General features: G+C 46.2%; 23 protein-coding genes and 1 riboswitch. Of the genes, 8 read left to right on the top strand and 15 right to left on the bottom strand.

The annotated features are described in order from the left end of the window. Positions 1-448 precede the first annotated feature (448 nt). Positions 449-772 (top strand): YceK/YidQ family lipoprotein, encoded by a 324-nt coding sequence (locus AAA952_RS19945; RefSeq protein ID WP_105251113.1) that lies wholly within the window; start codon positions 449-451, stop codon positions 770-772. Between the two features lie 179 nt (positions 773-951). Here AAA952_RS19945 and AAA952_RS19940 read toward each other — a convergent pair whose 3' ends face one another. After that, positions 952-2,073 (bottom strand): aminotransferase class V-fold PLP-dependent enzyme, encoded by a 1,122-nt coding sequence (locus tag AAA952_RS19940; protein ID WP_338259079.1) that lies wholly within the window; start codon positions 2,071-2,073, stop codon positions 952-954. A gap of 4 nt (positions 2,074-2,077) precedes the next feature. After that, positions 2,078-3,256: a PrnB family protein gene (locus AAA952_RS19935; protein ID WP_219251334.1), complete on the bottom strand. Its 1,179-nt coding sequence runs from the start codon at positions 3,254-3,256 to the stop codon at positions 2,078-2,080. Positions 3,257-3,520: 264 nt separating this feature from the next. Between AAA952_RS19935 and AAA952_RS19930 the strand changes: the two genes are divergently transcribed. From AAA952_RS19930 to AAA952_RS19915, 4 genes are all read left to right on the top strand, one after another. Beyond that, on the top strand, positions 3,521-4,864 hold the full coding sequence (locus tag AAA952_RS19930) for an anaerobic C4-dicarboxylate transporter (protein WP_105251110.1): 1,344 nt from the start codon (positions 3,521-3,523) through the stop codon (positions 4,862-4,864). Positions 4,865-5,098: 234 nt separating this feature from the next. Next, a complete protein-coding gene (locus AAA952_RS19925; protein ID WP_445190391.1) occupies positions 5,099-5,719 on the top strand; it encodes a CHAP domain-containing protein in 621 nt (206 codons plus the stop codon). Positions 5,720-5,731: 12 nt separating this feature from the next. Next, entirely contained in the window at positions 5,732-6,322 is a 591-nt protein-coding gene (locus tag AAA952_RS19920) for a hypothetical protein (protein ID WP_338259075.1), read from the top strand. 37 nt (positions 6,323-6,359) lie between these two features. Next, positions 6,360-6,872 (top strand): M23 family metallopeptidase, encoded by a 513-nt coding sequence (locus tag AAA952_RS19915; protein WP_168826445.1) that lies wholly within the window; start codon positions 6,360-6,362, stop codon positions 6,870-6,872. Positions 6,873-6,891: 19 nt separating this feature from the next. Here the strand turns inward: AAA952_RS19915 and AAA952_RS19910 are convergent, their stop codons facing one another. Then, complete coding sequence (locus AAA952_RS19910) at positions 6,892-7,083, bottom strand: DUF2986 domain-containing protein (protein ID WP_113941341.1); 192 nt, start codon at positions 7,081-7,083, stop codon at positions 6,892-6,894. A gap of 424 nt (positions 7,084-7,507) precedes the next feature. On the opposite strand from AAA952_RS19910, the gene AAA952_RS19905 reads away from it, so the two are divergent. Further along, positions 7,508-9,685: a TonB-dependent receptor gene (locus AAA952_RS19905; RefSeq protein ID WP_338259072.1), complete on the top strand. Its 2,178-nt coding sequence runs from the start codon at positions 7,508-7,510 to the stop codon at positions 9,683-9,685. A 72-nt stretch (positions 9,686-9,757) separates the two neighbouring features. On the opposite strand, the gene AAA952_RS19900 is transcribed toward AAA952_RS19905, so the two are convergent. Then, positions 9,758-9,925: a YqaE/Pmp3 family membrane protein gene (locus AAA952_RS19900; RefSeq protein WP_006079767.1), complete on the bottom strand. Its 168-nt coding sequence runs from the start codon at positions 9,923-9,925 to the stop codon at positions 9,758-9,760. A gap of 259 nt (positions 9,926-10,184) precedes the next feature. On the opposite strand from AAA952_RS19900, the gene AAA952_RS19895 reads away from it, so the two are divergent. Beyond that, complete coding sequence (locus AAA952_RS19895; protein WP_338259066.1) at positions 10,185-11,354, top strand: GGDEF domain-containing protein; 1,170 nt, start codon at positions 10,185-10,187, stop codon at positions 11,352-11,354. Positions 11,355-11,380: 26 nt separating this feature from the next. On the opposite strand, the gene AAA952_RS19890 is transcribed toward AAA952_RS19895, so the two are convergent. The 4 genes from AAA952_RS19890 to AAA952_RS19875 are packed head-to-tail and all read right to left on the bottom strand — an operon-like array spanning position 11,381 to position 14,672. Continuing rightward, positions 11,381-12,073: a TIGR01621 family pseudouridine synthase gene (locus tag AAA952_RS19890; protein ID WP_338259064.1), complete on the bottom strand. Its 693-nt coding sequence runs from the start codon at positions 12,071-12,073 to the stop codon at positions 11,381-11,383. 33 nt (positions 12,074-12,106) lie between these two features. Next, positions 12,107-13,363, bottom strand: a complete 1,257-nt coding sequence (locus AAA952_RS19885; RefSeq protein ID WP_105251097.1) for a sensor histidine kinase — start codon at positions 13,361-13,363, stop codon at positions 12,107-12,109. A gap of 49 nt (positions 13,364-13,412) precedes the next feature. Further along, entirely contained in the window at positions 13,413-14,090 is a 678-nt protein-coding gene (locus tag AAA952_RS19880) for a response regulator transcription factor (RefSeq protein WP_006079763.1), read from the bottom strand. A gap of 60 nt (positions 14,091-14,150) precedes the next feature. Then, positions 14,151-14,672 (bottom strand): hypothetical protein, encoded by a 522-nt coding sequence (locus AAA952_RS19875; protein ID WP_131524044.1) that lies wholly within the window; start codon positions 14,670-14,672, stop codon positions 14,151-14,153. A gap of 484 nt (positions 14,673-15,156) precedes the next feature. On the opposite strand from AAA952_RS19875, the gene AAA952_RS19870 reads away from it, so the two are divergent. Continuing rightward, on the top strand, positions 15,157-15,318 hold the full coding sequence (locus AAA952_RS19870; protein WP_263147846.1) for a hypothetical protein: 162 nt from the start codon (positions 15,157-15,159) through the stop codon (positions 15,316-15,318). A 14-nt stretch (positions 15,319-15,332) separates the two neighbouring features. Here AAA952_RS19870 and AAA952_RS19865 read toward each other — a convergent pair whose 3' ends face one another. The 7 genes from AAA952_RS19865 to moaA all read right to left on the bottom strand — a co-directional run bounded on the left by AAA952_RS19865 (position 15,333) and on the right by moaA (position 20,277). After that, positions 15,333-16,436, bottom strand: a complete 1,104-nt coding sequence (locus tag AAA952_RS19865) for an ABC transporter ATP-binding protein (protein WP_173497784.1) — start codon at positions 16,434-16,436, stop codon at positions 15,333-15,335. Further along, complete coding sequence (gene modB, locus AAA952_RS19860; RefSeq protein WP_105251087.1) at positions 16,417-17,097, bottom strand: molybdate ABC transporter permease subunit; 681 nt, start codon at positions 17,095-17,097, stop codon at positions 16,417-16,419. Before modB ends, AAA952_RS19865 begins: the two co-directional genes overlap by 20 nt. Beyond that, positions 17,097-17,900 carry a molybdate ABC transporter substrate-binding protein gene (modA, locus tag AAA952_RS19855; protein WP_338259060.1) on the bottom strand — a complete coding sequence of 268 codons (804 nt, stop codon included), beginning with the start codon at positions 17,898-17,900 and terminating at the stop codon, positions 17,097-17,099. Before modA ends, modB begins: the two co-directional genes overlap by 1 nt. Positions 17,901-17,979: 79 nt before the next feature. Next, complete coding sequence (moaE, locus tag AAA952_RS19850; protein ID WP_263186295.1) at positions 17,980-18,447, bottom strand: molybdopterin synthase catalytic subunit MoaE; 468 nt, start codon at positions 18,445-18,447, stop codon at positions 17,980-17,982. A 1-nt stretch (position 18,448) separates the two neighbouring features. Further along, positions 18,449-18,700: a molybdopterin synthase sulfur carrier subunit gene (gene moaD / locus AAA952_RS19845; RefSeq protein ID WP_006079756.1), complete on the bottom strand. Its 252-nt coding sequence runs from the start codon at positions 18,698-18,700 to the stop codon at positions 18,449-18,451. A 23-nt stretch (positions 18,701-18,723) separates the two neighbouring features. Further along, positions 18,724-19,200, bottom strand: a complete 477-nt coding sequence (moaC, locus tag AAA952_RS19840; RefSeq protein WP_006079755.1) for a cyclic pyranopterin monophosphate synthase MoaC — start codon at positions 19,198-19,200, stop codon at positions 18,724-18,726. 96 nt (positions 19,201-19,296) lie between these two features. Beyond that, positions 19,297-20,277, bottom strand: coding sequence for a GTP 3',8-cyclase MoaA (gene moaA, locus AAA952_RS19835; protein ID WP_105251082.1), 981 nt, complete (start codon positions 20,275-20,277; stop codon positions 19,297-19,299). Next, a riboswitch (molybdenum cofactor riboswitch) is annotated at positions 20,265-20,398 on the bottom strand. (Overlaps the previous gene by 13 nt.) Between the last annotated feature and the right edge of the window lie 150 nt (positions 20,399-20,548).

The raw sequence follows: 20,548 nt of genomic DNA, 5'->3' as shown, positions 1-20,548 counted from the left end.
GAAGGCTTGAAGGCATAGTGGTGCTCTGTCGAAAGCCTTAAACGCAGTATAAAGCGCGTTGAAACCCGCCCTTCGGGAGCCACACAAGCATCCCACTCCGGTGTTGCATTGACTTAAAAGGGAATACCATTTCTGCGTCAATACGCCTTGGATTGAGATGCTTGTGAGGCTCTGAACTGATGAGATATTTAATGTGATTGGTATAATACTTATCCAAAACAATAGTCGCCGTTAACAACTAGGTTATTGAGGTTGGTTGTATCTCGTTTCTGTTGATGAATAATTGACAGATATAATCATATAGTTAGAATGCCAAGCTGTTGAAACAGAACAGGTTGGCGTCAAATGAAACCTGATCTGGTTCCACATCACTAACGCTCTCAGTTGATCAAGTGAGTAGATCATACCGAAGCAATGCAGTTTTTCACATATAAACAATGGAGTGGTTATGCGTTGGTTGACTTGGTTGGTCGTGTGCTGTTCTCTCACGGGATGTGCAACGATAACGTCGAGGATGGGAGAAGATTCAACTTGGGGTCATTCTTTCTCAAGTGTGCAAACGGCTGTTGATAATGGCGAGGAGTGTATGATTATCTCCGCGTTGGCGGCCCCGCCCTTGCTGCTCTTTACCATCCCGCTGACACTCGTTGATATGAGCAGTGCGTTGATCATCGATACTGTTATGCTACCTGCAGATTTAGCGATCACGCCCAGCGATCCCAAGCTCCACACCCCGCGACCCATGGTCTGCCGCTATGACTATAAGATTTAAGCATGATCGCACCCAATAAATAACCTCAAGTTGCCCGTGTGACGGTGAGTTAACGCCAGCATACGGGAACGACCATGTCGCGGTTTGCCTCCCTGAGTGTTGTGTCTTGTTAGTTATGCCTTGTTAGTTGCAGTTACGTAGTACAACCTAGCCTAGTAAGCCATTTTAAATCATTTAAGTTAGCGATTTGCTTTTATCACGTCCAGTAACAGCTTGATATCGGCCATATTGTTATAGATATGCGGCGAAATACGGATCCCCATGCTGCGAGCATCGACGCTGATGTTCGCGTTCGCTAATGCCGTCATGATTTGATGTTGTTGCTCACCAAACTGCAAAATCAGCGTACCGCTGCGTTTTTCAACATCCCGTGGCGACACAAACTCATGTTCGAGCTCTTGCGCCACAGCATCAATTAACTGCTGATTACATTCACGCAGCAAGGGGATGCCTAAACCCGCAAGATAATGAATGCTGTGAGCGGCAATGGCATAGGGGGCGATTGAAGGCGTTCCCCCCCAGAAGCGCATTGCGGAATGCTGGTAACGAAAATCATGGATATCGAACTCGAACGGATTCTCGTGGCTAAACCACCCCACATCCTTTGGCTGGCAACTCTCCAATATGGCGGGATTAACCCAAAGATAGGCGGCACCAGGGCCGCCGCAGAGCCATTTCACACTCGACCCGATTAAAAAGTCAGGCTGTAGGCGCGCGAGATCCAGCGGAATAATCCCCGCCGATTGCGCGACATCCACTAAGCTCAAACTGCCTCGCTCACGGGCTATGGTGAAAATATTGGCTAATGGCGCCTGCTGCCCCGTATTCGAGTAAGCATGGCTGACAAACACCAGATCCACATCGCGGCTGATATGCGCGTCCCATACATTAGGGTCAGTGACATCGAGTCCCTTAGGAATAAAACGCACTTCGCAGCTAGCTGGCAGCGCTTTTTTAAGGGCGAAACCCATGCTGGGGAAATCAATTTCACTCATTAACACAACGGCATGTTCGCGGTTTAATCGGTCGAGTGACATAACGATTTTAGTCAGTGCACTGGAAAGATTTACCTGAGGGCAAAAGTCCTTTTGGTGGCCGTTAAACAGTTTGGATAAAGCAAAGGTAAAATCATCAATCACATTCAGCCACTGACCCCAAGGCTCACGCCCCGATTCCTGCCAAGGCGCAAAAAAGGCTTCTTTGAAGACCTGTTCGGTCGATTTTAACGGTCGACCGACGGAATGGTTTAATAGATATCCTGGACCTGCTAGGTAAAAGTCCTTTTTAAAATCTTCAAACATAGTGTTATCTCAAACTCTCTTTTAGCTTTTTAATATCACAATAACGAGTCCGAATATCGCTGCGCTGAGCGGCGGCGCGCCTATCTCTGAGCCGCTCCAATGAACCGAGTAGCACATGCAGTGGCGGACCACTGGCGGTAACCTTAGCTAAATGCTGCTGCTCCATACTTGTCGAAGGCTCGGCAATATATTTAGTCACTAACTCATTATGATGCTGAATCGCAGTCTCGCCATGTAATTCGCAGACTTCAATGAAGAGTCGCAAGTTTTCTTGATACCAATCTTGGGTTGAGCAGTCTTTTGCCAGCAAGAAGTCATCCATCAAATTCGGCCGACGCATGCACTCGCGCAATATCTGTTGATCCTCCGGCATCATGTATAAAAACTTGTCCACCAGCATTTGCGAATAGGAGGCTTCGTTTGCGAAACAAAGACCTAGCGTTAAATCGATGACATTAATTCCTGCAAAATCCCCGGCGTTAGCGCCGCGATAAATGACCGAGCCCACCCGATAAGGTTTGTAGTAAGGGCGAACACAGTAAAAGAAACGATCCGTATCTAATCGATTGAATAATTGAGTATTCGACTCAATCACATCTTGTAATGCCTGTTTAGCGACTCGCAGTAAATCGTGGCTGATGGGATGGGAAATGCCCAAAGGCTGGATCTTCAATAGCGCATCGGCGGCGCGTTTATAGGCCAAAATGCCTTTAGTGTTGTAATCCACAAACAGCTTTTCGGCGCTCAGATCGGTAAAGCGCTTATAAATGCCATTGTGGGCACGATTGTGAGTGGTTAAATGTGCGGTGGCAAAGCGCGGCGTGACGCCTATTGAAGCGCCAATATGCATGGCGAGCGCAGAAGCCTCAGCTAATGGCGATGTCGTTTCCCGCGAGGGCTCGGTAATTTCATGGCGCCGACAGGCCGCCATATACAAGCCCACATTGCCGAGTAAATCGAAGGCACTGTCGAAACCTTCATCAGTATTCCCCTCATCGAGCAAGGTTTTAATCAACTCTCGCCCTTCGCTCTCCAGCGCCAACTTAGCTTCTGCGCCGATATCAAGCACATTGGCCCGATCTGTTTGTTGGTAGTAAAGCTGTTCTAGCTCGGAATTGAGTTCCACAAAGCGGCTGCGGATCCAATCATCAAAGGCTTCGGTATTAAAGGTGGCAGGTTTCACGGGCTTATCCTTGAGTATTGTTATCGTTCTTTTAAACGGAGTGAGCTCAAAGCGTTAGCCCAATCCGTAAAACTCGTAACCAGAATGCAACTTATCGCCACGTGTTTCTAGCGTTAGGTCAAATTTCCGAAAAAACTAATGCCATTTTTTATTTACACCATGCGCCAGCGCAATTTTTCAAACACTTTTACTCCGCAGAATGTTCCTGAAGACACTCATCACTCAACTAATAGCTAAGCGGTAAGTTCCGCAGAGGTAAATCGGATGATTTTAATGGAATTTATAGTAGTGCTTAGCTGCCTACTGCTAGGTACCCGCTACGGCGGCATGGGATTAGGCCTCATCAGCGGTATTGGCTTATTTCTACTGATTTTTGTTTTCGGTTTAGCGCCGGGACAACCGCCAGTACAAGTTATGCTAACCATACTTGCAGTCATTGGCTGTGCAGCCGTATTGCAAACCGCGGGTGGATTAGATGTGATGATGCAGTATGCCGAGCGCTTACTGCGCCGTCATCCACAATACATCACGATTCTAGCGCCGCTGACCACGTGGACGCTGACCTTCCTTTGCGGTACTGGCCATGTGGTTTACACCATGTTCCCGATTATTTCCGATATCGCGCTGAAGAAAAATATTCGCCCAGAGCGCCCAATGGCGGTGGCATCTGTCGCTTCACAAATGGCGATTTGTGCTTCGCCCGTGTCGGTAGCTGTGGTGTCTATGGTGTCAATTCTGGCATCACAACAGGGTGTAGGCCGCGCTTACAATCTGCTCGAAATTTTAATGGTGTCAGTGCCAGCATCGCTTTGCGGTGTCATGGCTGCTGCACTTTGGAGTCTGCGTCGTGGTAAAGATTTAGATAAAGACGAAGAGTTTCAAGAACGCATTAAAGACCCAGTCCAAAGAGCCTTTATCTATGACAAAAGCGAAACCCTGTTAAATCAAAAATATCCGAAGGAAGCTTACTGGGCAACGGGGATTTTCTTCACCGCTATCGCTGCTGTGGTACTGTTAGGTTCATTTAGTGAATTGCGTCCCGCCTTTGACGTTAAAGGTAAGTCGACCTTGCTCTCGATGAACTTAGTGATCCAGATGATGATGTTAATTGCAGGTGCTTTTATCCTGATGACCTGTAAAGTCAAACCGACCAACATCTCTAACGGTCCCGTTTTTAAAGCGGGCATGGTAGCAATTTTCTCAGTATTTGGTGTGGCGTGGATGAGTGATACTTTCTTCATCAGCCATATGGATGTACTTCAGGAAAACCTGTCCCATGTAGTACAAAGCCAGCCTTGGACCTATGCCTTAGTGCTGTTTCTCATCTCTAAGCTTGTTAATAGCCAAGCGGCGGCACTCACAGCAATCGCACCTATGGGACTCGCCTTAGGGGTCGATCCAAAACTCTTAATCGCCTTCCTCCCTGCAAGCTACGGTTATTTCGTGCTACCAACCTATCCAAGTGATCTAGCCTGTATCGGCTTTGACCGTTCAGGTACGACTAAAATAGGTAAGTTCATTATTAACCACAGCTTTATCATTCCAGGCTTTATCGGTGTAGCGACAGCATCGGCTGTCGGTTATCTACTCGCAACCGCTTTACTCTAACCGCCAAAATAACAAAGGCCGCTGATGCGGCCTTTGTTTTAGATAGCCTTAGATCACACAAAAGTATTAACCTGTGCCAATATAAAACCCATACCCTAGACGCCCATATTCTTCAGAACATAAAATACGCAGCCCGAAAGTGAGATAAGTATCTTACTCAACAACTCTTTTTAGCTTGCCGTACTAAAGATGATTAGACGCTTATCCATTCTATTAGCATTTTTCACGATACTGATGGGGCTCGTATACTGTGCCTACAGTCTGATAACTCGGATTAACTTTAATTCCCACCATCAAGTAGGAGAAGTCATCGACACTCTAAACGGGGTTAATATCTATTATAACGGAGGAGTTAATACCCATTCAGGACGCAACCTATCTATAGATGGTTATAACTTAGGTATTCAATATCAATGTGTTGAATTTGTTAAGCGCTACTTTTACCAACGCTACCAGCATAAAATGCCTGACGCTTTAGGCCATGCTAGAGACTTTTTTGATAACAAGTTAAGCGATGGCATGTGGAATGAAAAACGCGCTATGCGGCAATACACTAATGCGAGTCAGACCAAACCTATGCAGGATGATCTACTCGTGTTTTCTCCATGGATATTTAACCCTTACGGTCACGTTGCAATCATTGCCTCAGTTACCGATAGCAGTATTGAAATTGCCCAGCAAAATCCCGGCCCCTTTGGCCCATCACGCGAACGGTTGGCATTAATTCAACAAAACGGCCTCTGGTATATTGATGCGCCTCGAGTAAAAGGTTGGTTAAGATGGCAGGCCCCGGAAATCACGGCATCCCAGATTGCAGAATCCGCAAATACGCCATTCCCCAGTAAGGTTCACTGAGAAATAACAATAATGTCAGTATTAACTTGGATTAAACAACGCCTTGCGCGCAACAGTGATAGCCTCGAGCAATCTAGGCCACAAACTGAGTTACACACTGTTTTTCATCAAACCCAGATGCCCAATATCAGCTTGCCAATCATACAAACCTATCCACTCGTTGTACCTATGGACAGAGCAGATATTTTTGCTTATCAATTGCATTGCTTGCTGACATACCAAGGGAAAGAGGCCTTAAACACTTTACTTAGCCAGGCAGGCTTTAACACATTGCCCGAGCAAACGGTCAACTTTAACGGTTTTATCGAACATCCAACCCAAGCGACCTGCGTATTACTGAACCAATATGACGATTTTGCGGGTGTGTGCATAACCTTAGTGACCAATGACAAACCCTTGCTAGAAGCATTAATCAGATTCAAATCTGCCCCGCCCAATCCATGGGAAAGCTTTCCTAATATCGATCCCGATACCCTCGGCAGTCTTCAAGGTAATATCGACTTTTGGTGCAGCTATTTTTGGCGCCCCTATTGGCTATCGCTTTCAGAAACCGAGCGCTTACAATATCCTGAAAGTTGGCGGGAATTTAGCGAGTTTCATTAAAACTTAAGGTATGCAAACACTTAATGCAGGATAAAAAATGAAATTGAAATATGTTGGATTAGCACTGACGTTACTGCTACTTGGTGGTTATCTGATCCCTGAGTCACCCGCGATCCCAGTAAAAGGTGCCAGCAGTAAAGATTGGAACAGCCAAACTTTTTGGTATGAACCTTGGGGTCCATCGGGCGTTCACAAGGGGATAGATATTTTCGCCGCCAAAAACACCGCAGTGATTGCGCCAACGCCTATGCTGATCTTGTATCGAGGTGACTTCTTCAAAGGAGGAAATGTGGTGGTTGGTTTAGGTCCGAAATGGCAAATTCATTACTTTGCCCATTTAGCCCAAATTGAATCAGCCACAGGATTGATTGCCTACCAAGGTGACACTTTGGGTACTGTCGGCGATACGGGTAATGCACAAGGTAAACCGCCCCATTTGCACTATTCCATTTTGAGCTTATTGCCTAAACCTTGGCTGATGGATACTTCAACCCAAGGTTATAAAAAGGCCTTTTATCAAAACCCTATCGAGTATTTAACTGCACTATAGGCTTAACGACTTACTTTAATCAGCTTATTGGCAGTGCAATATCAAGCTGAGGTTCTGCGGTTTTTGATGGGGTTTCATGCTCAACTGCCGCAGCTAATGCTTCTCTCTCTGCCTTCGCAATATATTTAGGTTTATTGCTAGATTGCAGTTTGGCATTGGCCTTTTTTGCTTTGCTCTTCAAGGTTTGATTAATCTTCTTTTTACGGTTCATCAGAGTACCAATGCGAGATACGGTATAAAGGGGTGCGATTATAGCCTTCCATCAACACGCCAGACAATCGAAAGCACTAAGGCAAACGCGTAGCCCAATCAAATAATCAAACCTGCGACTAAAGCATAGGTCTCCTAAATCAAAGACAAATGCCAAACAAGGTAATGCCTTACCGACATAAACTCGCACTATATGCATGGCCTTTACGGTAAAACCTCTCGATACCGAGTGCTGTGTCGCAATTTATTCATACTGTCGTCAAATCATGTAATTTCCTGTGTGGCGTGACTAGACAAGCTGTAATTCCTCCCCTAAAATCGCGAATAATAAAAATCGTTATCATTTGCAATACAATTTAATGGAATATTAACCTATGCCAAGGGAGCCGGTGTAACAAACTCATTCGCCCTTAGCAGGAAGTTATATGACATTCAAAACCTCGTTTGTTGCTTTAGCCGTATTCGCAGCGTTAACCCAATCCGCTGCGGCCCAAGATGCCACCGACAACAGTCCAAACAACAAAAATAAAGACATAGAAAAAATCACTGTCACCGCAAGTCGAATGGATAAATCTCCCAGCTCGATCCCCAATACTGTCACTATCATCGACCGCGCCCAATTAGAAGAACAGTTCCGCACCACTAAAGATTTATCGACGATTATCGGTAACTTAGCGCCTAGCTTTTCACCGAGCCGCCAGAAGATGAGTAACACAGGTGAAACCCTGCGTGGTCGTCCGCCATTGATTATGATCGACGGCGTGCCTCAATCGAACCCACTTCGCAGTGGTGGTAGAGAGGGACAAACTATAGATCCTGCCATGATTGAGCGCATCGAAATCATTCACGGCGCCAATGCCATGCACGGTCTCGGAGCCCAAGGCGGCATCATCAACTACATCACTAAAAAGCCAACAGGCGACAGCGAACAGGTTGCTAGTTTCGATGTCACAGTACCTGATTCAATGAAATCCAATGGCTTAAGCTTTGGTGCTAGCTATGCGTTTTCTGGCGAGTCAGAATTTATCGACATGATAGGTTCGGTTAGCTACCGCAATAATGGCGTCTATTACGATGCCAATCATAACGTAGTGGGTGTCGACACGACTCAAGGCGAGTCGATGGATAGTCAGAGTAAAGACTTCTTCATCAAGCTTGGCCATAACTTCGATGAGTCTCGCCTTGAATTAATGGTTAACCATTACAATGCAGACAACAATGGCGATTGGATGCCCGTTGCAGGTGACAAGCCCAATGGTGTACCCACAGGTGCAGTTAAAGAAACTCAGCCATGGGAAGCCGCCAACAACCAAGTGACCACCACAAGTTTGACTTACACCCACGCCAACATTGGTGGCCAGCAACTTAGCCTGCAACTCTTTAATCAAGATTTTAAAGCAGTTTATGGTGGTGGCTGTTTCGATAGCTTCTACGATCCATCCTTCGAAGGCAGCGACCAAGTCATCCAATGCGGTGTCGGCAGTAAAGGTGAAAGCTTGTACTACGAGCAATCGCGTAACTCTTCGGTTAAATGGGGTTTAAAAAGCGCCTTGATCGCTAAGGATATTGCCGGTTCAGGAATTGATGCGGCCTACGGTGTCGACCTTTTCCGCGACACTACTGAGCAAGATTTAGTAAAAACTGGCTTTTCATGGGTTCCCGAAAGTACCTATGACAACGTTGCGCCATACTTGCAGTTAGATTATGACTTAATTGAAAATTTAACCTTATCGACCGGTGTTCGTTACGAACATGCCGAGTTAAGTGTCGATGACTACAAAACCCTATGGGGTGCAGGCAATAAGCAAATTGCGGGCGGTTCAGCCACCTTCGATGAAACCTTATTTAACGTCGGTATCTCTTATAAAATCACTCCTGACATTCGCGTTTATACTAGCTATAACCAAGGTTTTGGCATGCCGGATATCGGCCGAATTCTGCGTGATGGTAAAAGCTTCCCCGGCGACAATCCCAGCATAGATGGCTCACTGGCGCTCACGCCGATCGTCACAGATAACGTTGAAGTCGGCGCCGATTACCAAGGTAAATACTTAAGCGCCAAGCTAGCTTACTATCGTTCCGCTACTGATTTTGGCTCACGTTTGGCCTTAAATAGTGATGGTTTCTACGACGTGAAGCGCGAAAAGAGTGTGATCGATGGTATTGAAGCCAATGTCACCGCCTACATTACCAGCAATGATGATCTCGGCATGAATATCGCCTTCCAGCAGGGGGAATACGATTCAAATGGTGATAGCCAAGTCGATACCGATCTCGATGGTGCAAATATTTCGCCAAATCGTATCAACCTGTTCTGGACCCATAGCTTCGATAATGAAATGTCGACCCGCGTTCAAGCCAATTACTACATGGACCGCGATTTTAAAAACGCGGCGGGCAATAAGTATGCAGAGTTTGATGGCTACACGACAGTCGATGCTTCCTTCTCAATGCCGCTTTACACTGGCACCCTGAGCCTAGGTTTGCAAAATCTATTTAATAAGGATTATTTCAATTATTACTCACAAACCATGGGTACAAATGATCGTTATTTCAAAGGGATGGGGCGTACTGCAACAATAGGCTACACCTTACCTTTCTAAGTGAAAGGCCCATTTTGAAACATAAAAAAGCGCAATTACATTGCGCTTTTTTATTGTGTGGAAGAAAGCAAATTATGCCTTGGTCACGACCCAGAGTGCGTGTAATAAACCAGGGAACCAGAACAGTAAACATAACACGATGTTTATTAGCAGATCTTTACCCGCTCCCGCCTTCAAAAATACAGCAACTGGGGGCAATAAAATCGCAATAATGACTAAAAGTAGTTTATTTGTATCCATAACAGAACATCCTCAAAACGGAGATTGTAGGCAAATCAACAAGATCTAACTTCGCAGGAAGACTCAGAATTTGCAAACCTTTTAGTTTGCAAGGCGTAAATAATCCCAGTAGCAGCCTAAATGAAGGCCCTTACCATTCCCTAAAATGAAAAAGGATATTCAACCCATTATCTGTCCAGAGTAGACTAAGATATCCAGTAAACTCCAACCGAAAATCCCTAAAAGCATCTATAGTTAAAGAAAAATATGAAGTAAAAGAATGATATTTGATCCCCAAGCCTTATTACTCATCAAGTTTATTTGCCTGCTTACTAGCACGGCTGCCGTCGCATGGGGACTCATTGCACAACCGTTAAAAATTGCCACTCAAGCCAGTATGCGCTTTTCTCTGGCGAACTTGTTCGTCCTCCTTGGCATCATACTCAACAGCCAACGCACCGAAGGCTCCAGTTACTTTTTTTGGTTCTGCTCGGATATGGCGATTTTGTTTGGATTCATTCTAGCGCGTTGGGGAACAAAGGCGCTTTTTAGACTCAAGCCCAGCGTAAAATCGGATCTTATTCTTTTAGCACTCACCGCTGGTGTGATGCTCTTGGTTCCACCTAATTTCAGCTCCGAACGCATTTTGGCCATCGTATTCTCAGCCTGCGCCGCGCTCATTTTCGCCATGTTAACTCGAGATAACTATCTTGCCATCAAACGCGATACGGGAAATCGAGTTGCCATCGCTATGGCCATGCCCTTAGTCGCCATGGTGGGTATTTTTATCATTCGTATCTTTATCGCCTTACTCTCTCCCGAAGAAAGTCCGATGTTTATCGCCATGCACACGCAAGAAGCCATACCTGTGCTTTGGTTCTATGTATTTCTGGCCCTATTGATCAATATCGTGATGATAGGTAATGCCATGACGCGGCTTGTCAGTAAAATCCGTATGTTAGCGGAGCGGGACCAACTCACAGGCCTGTGGAATCGCCGTGCTATGCATAAGTTTTTAAACAATATCCATCAACGCTGGCTGCGGGATAAAGTACCTTACAGTATGATTTTATTGGATCTTGATCATTTTAAAGATATCAACGATCAATACGGGCACGATGCGGGCGATCTCGCCCTGCTGACGGCGGCGAGACTGTTTGGGTCGGTATTGCGAGAAAATGACGCCCTATGTCGTCACGGTGGAGAGGAGTTTCTGGTGATTTTACCCGCGACTGATGCACCCGCGGCCAGAGTCGTCGCCGAGAAATTGCATCAAGTACTTAAGGACAATTCATTTATCTGGCAAGGTGTTACGATTAAAATCCATGCAAGTTTAGGTTACGCCACGATTTATCAAGGATGCCAACCTGACAAACTACTCATTCAAGCAGACCAAGCTATGTACCGCGCAAAATCTGAGGGCCGAGACCGTATTTGCCAAGCTTGCTAGGCTTTTGCAACATAACGCTGCAAAGATTAATCTCCTTTCGCCGGCCAAGCCAAAGTATCGGGCTCACGCCATGCAACTAGCGCCTCAGTGACACCTTCAGCACCAAAATGCTCACCTTGAGTCGGCAAATCCCGATAAGCGTAATCATGCCAACCTGTCACGTCATCACCATAGCGAAAATGCAGACAATAGGCATGCAGATAACACCGATCCGCGGCCTCTCCGCCGTATAAATCATCCCCTAAAATGGGTATACCTAAGCTCGCCAAGGCAACTCTTAATTGATGGGTTTTACCTGAGTGGGGTTTAAGCAAATATAAACGCAATCCCTCGCCAACACTCAAGGAGAAAAACTGCGTAATCGCTGGATTCTCTTTAGTCCGCAGTAACTTAAACATGCTACGACGCGACTTTGCCATGTCACCAATCACCCAGCCTTGCTTCTTCTTCGGCTTGCCTTTCGCGAGGGCGAGGTAATATTTCTGCACTTTATGGGCGGTAAACAGCTCAGTAAATTGCTTGGCGGCGACCGCGCTCTTAGCCAGAATCAACAGACCGGACGTGGGTGTATCGAGTCGATGAACAGCAAAAAGCTTAATCCCTAAATCTTGCTCAGCCTGCGCCACCACACCAGCAGTCCCATCCTGACTGTGGAAATGCACTTTGGCTGATTTGGAAATAACAATAAAATCAGCCTCATCGGCTATGATTCGATACATGGAGTACTCGGCGTTGTAATGCGGATCATCGACTTAAAACTGAATAGTGACGACTAAGCCTGGATGATTATCCGTGAGATTAATTTTGGCATTGTGCCGTGAGAGAATCGCTTTGACCATAGATAATCCTAAACCAGTGCCCTGTAAATGCCGGCTAGGGTCGAGGCGCACTAAACGTTCGAACACTCTTTCTTTACTCTCATCTGGAATACCAGGGCCATTATCACGGATCTGAATTTGTGGGCCTGACTGAATAATCTCAATCCGCGCACCTTGGCCAGAATACTTCATCGCATTATCGACAAGATTATATAAAGCTTGGAATAATAAGTATTTATCACCAAAAACCTTATGATCTGTCAGTAACGATAAACTCAAGGTTTGCTCGTTAGATTCAGCCACAGCATCGGCCATATCCAATAAGTCAGTACACAGTTGCGCTAGGCTTAACTCCTGCAAATCGAGTGTCTGCTGACCTTCTTCGATACGCGTGAGCGACAACATGGCATCAAACGTCGCTAAACAATGATCGAGCTCCTCGGTCAAAATGGCGCAACCTTCGCTAATCTCATTGCTCGGCTTACTCGCCAACTCTTCAATACCAATACGGATATGTGACAGTGGAGTACGTAAATCATGGGCGATATTATCGGTCGCACCACGCACTGCCATCAGGTTATTTTCGAGAATATCCAGCACATTATTAAACTGCAGCGCCAACATATCGAACTCATCCTGACGCCAACTCAAGGGTAAGCGGGTGTCATAGTGACCGCGTTCAATCTGTTCACTCAAGCGGTTGTATTGCACTAATCGACGTAAAATCGCCTTAGAAAACAGATAGCCGAGCGCTAAAGTCAACACTACGGTAAGCATGACAGCCGTCGCGGCGGCACTGATAAACTTATCAATTAACGTCGCTAAGTTATCGGTACGGGTCGCAATCAACACAGGGCCGTAGCGGGTCATCACCAGACCGCCAGTAAGAATATGCAGCTTATCTGGGCCACCGGTTAAGATAGGAAAATCCCGCGTTTGCGGCAGCATGGGCATGCCTTCGGGCATAAAGCTCAAGGCACCGACCATATCGTAGCTATTACGCCAAGCGATCAGGGCCGTTTGTGGATCAGCGGCGCGAATTTGAGCGGCAAAACTACGGCGATCAACCGTTAGGGCAAGTTGCTGATAACGTTGGGTCTCTGACTCTAAATATTGAGTCACTTGATACTGCTGCTCAATAATCAGCTGCCGATAGAGGGCAAATAGCAACGCCCCGATGATCACTATCACTAAGGTCGAAAAAACGATTGTGATGCGCCAGGCGCTGCTTTGGTAAGGCTTAATGCCTTTGTCGTAAGCGATAACCCGCTCCCCTCACGGTTTCGATAAGCTCGCCATGGCCTAACTCTTCAAATTTACGGCGTAATTTTGCGATATGCACATCGATGACGTTCGTGCGCGGGTCGAAGTGATAATCCCACACTGCTTCGAACAATAAGGTGCGGCTAATAACTTGATTAGCATGTTCCATGAGATACTTAAGTAACTGAAACTCTTTCGGCTGTAGCATCAACTCCTGCCCGTCTAAAGTGACATTACGGGTCAGTAGCTCCATCTTCAAACCACCAACAACGAGATCAGTTGTCACAGGCACAGATTGGCCACGGTGCATCAGTTTTTCAGCGCGGACTAATAACTCGGAGAAAGCAAACGGCTTAGTCATATAGTCGTCGCCACCTGCCCGCAAGCCTTTTACTCGCTCATCGACATGCGCTAAAGCGGATAAAATCAGCACTGGTGTTTGATTACCCGTTGCCCTTAAGGCGGCCAGCAATTTTAAACCATCGAGCTGAGGTAACATGCGGTCGAGGATCACGAGATCGTACTGACTACTCGTCGCGAGTGACAGACCTTGATGGCCATCGCTCGCCGTTTCGATATTGTGACCCTGCTCAAGAAATCCTTTGACGATGTAATCAATCGTCGTCGCATCATCTTCAACTAAAAGTATTTTCATCTGTATGTTGCGCTCCTCAATCTTAAGCACTCGTGTGAGCACTCGATTGACTTAGATATTTCAATCCCACTTGAGTAAAGGTAACGGTCGTAAATTTTCGACATCAAAGGCCAACTTAAACTTACCCGTATCGTCTAGCAGCTTAAGTTCTAAGTAACTGATACCTAAGTCGTGGTCTAACTTTGCTTCGGTTAAGAAGGCTTTATGATCTTTAGTGGCCTTAATGATTAGACCTGAAAAGGTTTGATCTTTTGCCGCGATCATACGCGTTGCCTCAACCTCACCCAGATCATCGGCGCTTACTTTACTCGCCTTTTGTTTCAGTAACTTACCATCACGGGCACGATATTCAAACCGCGTTATAGAGTTTGCTAAAGGATTAATCAACTCAAATTGATAGACTAATTCACCCTCTTGCTCTTCCATATGAAATTCGGCAATCACACCGGAGAACCCCTTTTCAATCTGCTGCATAACGCTCAACGGCGGTACATAGTCTCCACCCGCAAACATCGAATACATGCTCTGAGCCGCCGTTGCGACACCAGATACCAACATGAATCCTAGCAACCATAGTCTCATGGCCCCTCCATATAAATCAGCTAAGTTTGTATCTTATGAGACAATCAGTTAGAAGTCGATGGACCTATTGCGCCTGTATGCAATTCCAAGCTAATCCCTCACAATTTACCACTGGATATAGCATCACACTGTGTCAGCGTTAACTCAGGTTCGGCCATCAATTGATCTAAAATCCAACGTCAACAGAACCTAAATCGCTGATAAGCCAAACACTCAATCATTTTGTGGCTAATGTGTTAAGTCTACCTAATACCAGCTTAAACACCGATGGAAACAAGATTAAGCTTTGATCATCTGAGGATTTTTAAACATGACATTTTCAGTGATAACCCTCAATTTCGCCATTTAGAATCAAGAGGATTGAATTTTAGCGGGTATTTTAGTCTATCTGTGTCATTAAAAAGTGGGATTGGCAAATAAATCGCCCTCGACTAAAGTCAGATAACTTAGCATCAGGTAACGGTATTTTTAAATCGGAGTGAAAATGAAACCAGTCATGCGATGGATAAGCTTAAGCTTGTTATTAATAGCAGCATTAAGCGCTTATGCCTATGGCAGCGCCACCAGTGCATTGGTGTTCATCATCTTAGGCATGCTATTGGAAGGGACATTTTGGATTGGATTACTCGGTATAAAACGTTATTAAATTACGATATCACGCTATTCCAAAATATGAATTTGTTCGGATTTGAGTGCCACCGTAGTTTGCATCCCCTTAGTAAGAGCAAGCTTTTGGGCAAAATGCAGCGAGACTTCAGTGTTAAGTTGTAATGGGGTGCCAGTGACGTAGCAGATAAGCCGAACAGATTCGCCCATCACCAGCATAGCGTCGATCGTGACATCTAATTTATTAAAACTGCGGCATAAACGCCCTTTGGAAATCGAATTAAAACGAATACCTTGATTGGGGATAACCCAACGGACTCGACTTCCCACAGGGCGATCTTTGCCATAGTCGCAGGCAATTAGCTGCTCACCAAATTTAAGCCAAGTGAGATTTTTAGTGCTGTCTTGAAATACCACTTCACCATCAAAAATATTTCTTAGCCCCATCTGCCTAGCCACAGCTTCATTTCGTGGCCGCGATAACACCTCGAAAGGTGCACCTTGCTGTAGCATCTTGCCTTGGCTGATCAAAATCATCGAATCAGCCAGCAGTAAGGCTTCATTTAAGTCGTGGGTGACCATTATCACTGGGCAAAGTAACTGCTCTTTGAGGCGCGCAAGTTCAAGGTATAAACGCTCGCGAGTTTCCCTGTCCACCGCAGAAAAAGGCTCATCCAGCAACAAAACCGACGGTTCGCGGGCAAGCGCTCTGGCAAGCGCAACGCGCTGGCGCTGGCCGCCCGATAAATGCGCCGGTAATCTATCGGGTAATCCCTGTAGATTGACCCGTTCGAGCCAATCTTTCGCGCGCGGTATGCGCTCAGCCTTGGGAATATGATCAAGCCCAGCAACCACATTCTCTAGGGCGGTAAGGTTAGGAAATAGTCCAAAATGCTGTGGCATATAACCGATATGGCGTTGCTGCGGGCTTAAGGCGATGCGCGCTTTATCATCAAACCAAGGTCGATCGCCAAAGTGGATTTGTCCCGTATCGGGATGATTCAACCCAGCGATCATCCGTAGCAGCGTGGTTTTTCCACCGCCAGACGGCCCTACCACAGCAAGTACTTCACCCGCTTTACAGCGAAAATCGGCGTTGAGTTTAATGTGTTTATGATTTTGGATCTGACACTGCAGATCAGCGATGATTTGCGCCACGCTGACCTCCTAAACGCCGCGATAGACTGGTTGTTAGTGCTAACGCCGTCACGGCAAACAGCAATAAGACTAATGACATAGTGCCAGCAGCATTAAAATCGAATGATTGCACACTGTCATAAATTGCAATCGAAATCGTCTTAGTCTCGCCAGCAATATTGCCGCCCATCATCAGCACAACGCCAAACTCCCCAAGCACATGGGAGAAGCACAGAACTAATGCCGTTAGCACACCCGGCCACACCATAGGCAATTCAATTTTAAGTAGAATTTTAAGTCGACTCATGCCGCAACAAGCGGCTGCGTCGCGAACATCATTAGGTACAGTTTCAAAGGCGCGTTGTATCGGCTGCACTGCGAAGGGAATATTAACTAAAACGGAGGCGATAACCAGACCAGAAAAGTGAAACACGAGTTGCTGACCCATGACTTGCTCAATCCATTGTCCGAGCCAACTTTGACTGCCAAGCCCCACCAGCAAGTAATAACCAATCACAGTTGGCGGCAATACTAAGGGCACCATGATCAGCGCCTCGACCCAAGATTTGCCGACAAATTGACGATAGGCTAATGCCCGTCCAGCCAAAATAGCTAAAGGAATCAACACTAAAACTGTGATGCCACTCAGCTTGACCGATAACCAAAGTGCCTGCCAATCCATCATGGTTGCTCTGGCAATGAAAAACCATAATCGGCCAAAACACGACGAGCACTATCGGCTCTTAAATAATCGTAAAAATGCTGAGCTGTTTCACCCGCCTTGGCCATTAATGCCATACGCTGAAACAGTGGACTATGCATTTTTGCTGGCACTATGGCGTAATCACAATGTTTGGCAAAAGTAGGAGACATAGCTAAAGAGAGCGCAATAATCCCGCCCTGGGTTGAACCACTAATCGCAAACTGCCCTGCTTGGGACACATTTTCCCCGAGGATCAATTTAGGTTGAATCGCATCCCACAACTGCACAAACTGCAATGCTTCTTTGGCCTTTTCGCCATAGGGAGCGTGATCAGGATTAGCAATAGCAAAACGGGTAATTTTTCCTGCAGCGAGTGCGTCGGCTAACCCCTTAAGTTCAGGATCAACGGACAAACGACCTGTTTTAGGTACAACAATAGCGAGTTGCCCTTGGGCATAAAGAACGCCGGCATCGCGGGCAACGCCAGCACTATGCAATTGCTGAATATATTTTTCATCCGCAGATAAAAATAATTCATAGGGCGCACCGTTTTGGATTTGAGTAGCAAAATTGCCCGATGACCCATAGGATATTTTTACTTTTAGCCCAGTATCATTGGTAAATTTTTGGCTAATATCATCGAGGGCAAAACGTAAATCTGAGGCAGCGGCAATTGCGGGAATCGCTGTATTATCCGCCGCTCGACTGCTAGATGGCGCGACCGCCAAGCACCAGAGTAATGCAAAAACACAGGTATGGAAGAAACGGGTCAAACTCTGCATTGGGTCACCTTAGTGCAATATTCGCGCGGGACTTAAACTGGCAAGCTGCGTTGCGACTACGAGTATCTCTGCCACGCGACTAGTCTTTGTGTTGCCATAGCTTAGCCGCTTGTTCATCGGCATCTTTCGCTTCAACCCAACTTTTACCTTGCTCGCCCGCTTCTAATTTCCAGAATGGCGCTTTGGTTTTTAAAAAGTCGATTAAGAATTCACAAGCAGCAAAAGCGGCCTTGCGATGGGCGCTGGTTACGCCGATAAACACAATCTGCTCACCCAGAGCCATAGTACCGACACGGTGAATAACCGTCACTTTATTGAGCGGCCAACGGCTACGCGCCTCGGCAACGATTTGTTCTAGCACGGCTTCGGTCATGCCAGGATAGTGCTCTAAGGTTAGGTCTGTCACCGCGGCACCATCGTTAAAATCACGCACTTTGCCGACAAAAGTGACTACGGCACCATCGCTATCATCTTGAGCTAGCAGGCGATATTCGTCAGAAACACTAAAATCGACCTCTTGCACTCGAACTGCGGCTAATAAACGCATATTAACCTCCTGTAACCGGTGGGAAAAAGGCGACTTCATCACCATCGTTTACAGGTGTATCCCATTGGCTAATGGTCTGATTTACCGCCACCAGCAATTTGTCAGAGGTTAATACTTTAGCCCATTTGTCGTCGGTTGCCGCCAGCGTTGCCCGTAATGCTTCGGCAGTTTGTGTCTGCTCGCTCGCCTCTAGACTTAATTTAGCTGTGCCCAACAATTCTCGAACTTGAGCAAAAAACAACACGTTAATCATAGTCTTCTCTCGTTTTTGATACGCTAAACCTTAAAATGTCCCGACTTGCCGCCACGCTTTTCCAACAGACGGACTTGGGAGATAACCATATCTTTTTGCACAGCCTTGCACATGTCATAGATAGTTAACGCCGCCACTGAAGCTGCAGTTAACGCTTCCATTTCTACGCCCGTTTTGCCGGATAACTTGCACAGGCTAGTAATACGCACGCGGTTATGTTCAGGTTGTGCCTCTAAATCGACTTCAACTTTCGTTAGCATCAGCGGATGGCAGAGAGGGATAAGATCTGAGGTTTTTTTCGCAGCTTGAATGCCCGCAATACGCGCGGTCGCAAACACATCACCCTTGTGGTGGCTACCACTCATGATCATCTCGAGTGTCGTGCTCGCCATCTCGATAAAAGCTTCTGCACGGGCTTCGCGCTCGGTAACGGCTTTTTCAGTTACATCGACCATATGGGCATTGCCATCGGCATTAATATGGGTAAATACATTGCTCATTGGAGCGATCCTTTAATTGAGGTCAAAACAGGGTACAAGGGAAATTGAACTTATACTCGCGCTAAATTGGCTATGGCAACAGACCTAAAACTAGGTCTAGCCGCCAATAGAGGCAAGATGCTGAGTGACACCTGTGATGCCTTGATGCAAGTAATGGGTTTCTTTCTTCTGGGCTAATTGACCGTGCAGACGCTCAATTAATTCCGCTTGCTGGTTAGAATGCTGTAGCAGATCACGTAAATCGACACCGGATTCCGTAAAGAGGCACAAGTGCAATTTACCCTTAGCAGATACCCGTAAACGGTTACAGGTAGCACAAAAATTATTGGCATAGGGCATGATCAAGCCGATACGGCCCTGATAATCGCTGCGGCTGAAATTTTGGGCTGGACCATCGGAGGCACTTGGCGTATCTAATTGCCAGCCATCTGCCAGTAACTGTGCTTTGATGTCGGCGCCCGCGAGGTGATGGGCTTCAAAATACTCACGACCAAGACCCGTTTCCATCAGCTCGATAAAACGCAGGTCGATTGGCGTGTGTTTAATCCAGTGTAAAAAACGTGGCAAATCTTTATCGTTTAAACCTTTAAGCAGTACGGCGTTGATTTTTACTCGCTCGAAACCTGCCGACAAAGCGGCATCAATCCCCCGCATCACTTCGTCAAACTTATTTTCGCCGGTGATCTGGTAAAACATTTTGGGATCTAAACTATCCACGGACACATTGATACGACGCAAGCCAGCATCGAACCATTCTTTGGCATGCTTTTCGAGTCGATATCCATTAGTGGTCGTCGCAATAGTATGAATGCGCGGGTTATCAGCGACGACACGAATGATGTCGGTAAAGTCTTTACGCAGGGTAGGTTCACCGCCTGTAATGCGGATTTTTTGGGTGCCGACTTGGCTAAATGCGGAGACTAAATTTTCTATCTCATTGAGAGATAAGAATTTTGGTTTACCTTCAGGATGATAACCATCAGGAAGGCAGTAACTGCATTTGAAGTTACAAACGTCAGTGACTGACATCCGTAAATAGTGAAATTTTCGACCAAAGCTGTCTTGTAATTGAGACATGATCACCTTTCCAAGTGTGGGAGGTGAGAGCATTTCTTATCCCACCCCGGTGGCATTATTACCACGGCTACACCTCCATATCTTTCGACTTAGGCAGGCAAGCTCGGAGAACCGTCGTCGGTGATTATAGGCCGAAAGTACTCACTAGCTATACCCCTAAACAGGTATTTATTAACCTAGATCACGCTAGCGTGAATAATCTGTGACAGTCCTCACCTAAAGATTTGTATTGAATTAGACTAAACAGCAGCTTAATCCACTGTGACCTTAT

This window comes from Shewanella sp. M-Br (genome assembly GCF_036245925.1).
GTDB lineage: Bacteria > Pseudomonadota > Gammaproteobacteria > Enterobacterales > Shewanellaceae > Shewanella > Shewanella oncorhynchi.
This window is presented reverse-complemented; position numbering and strand designations above follow the sequence as displayed.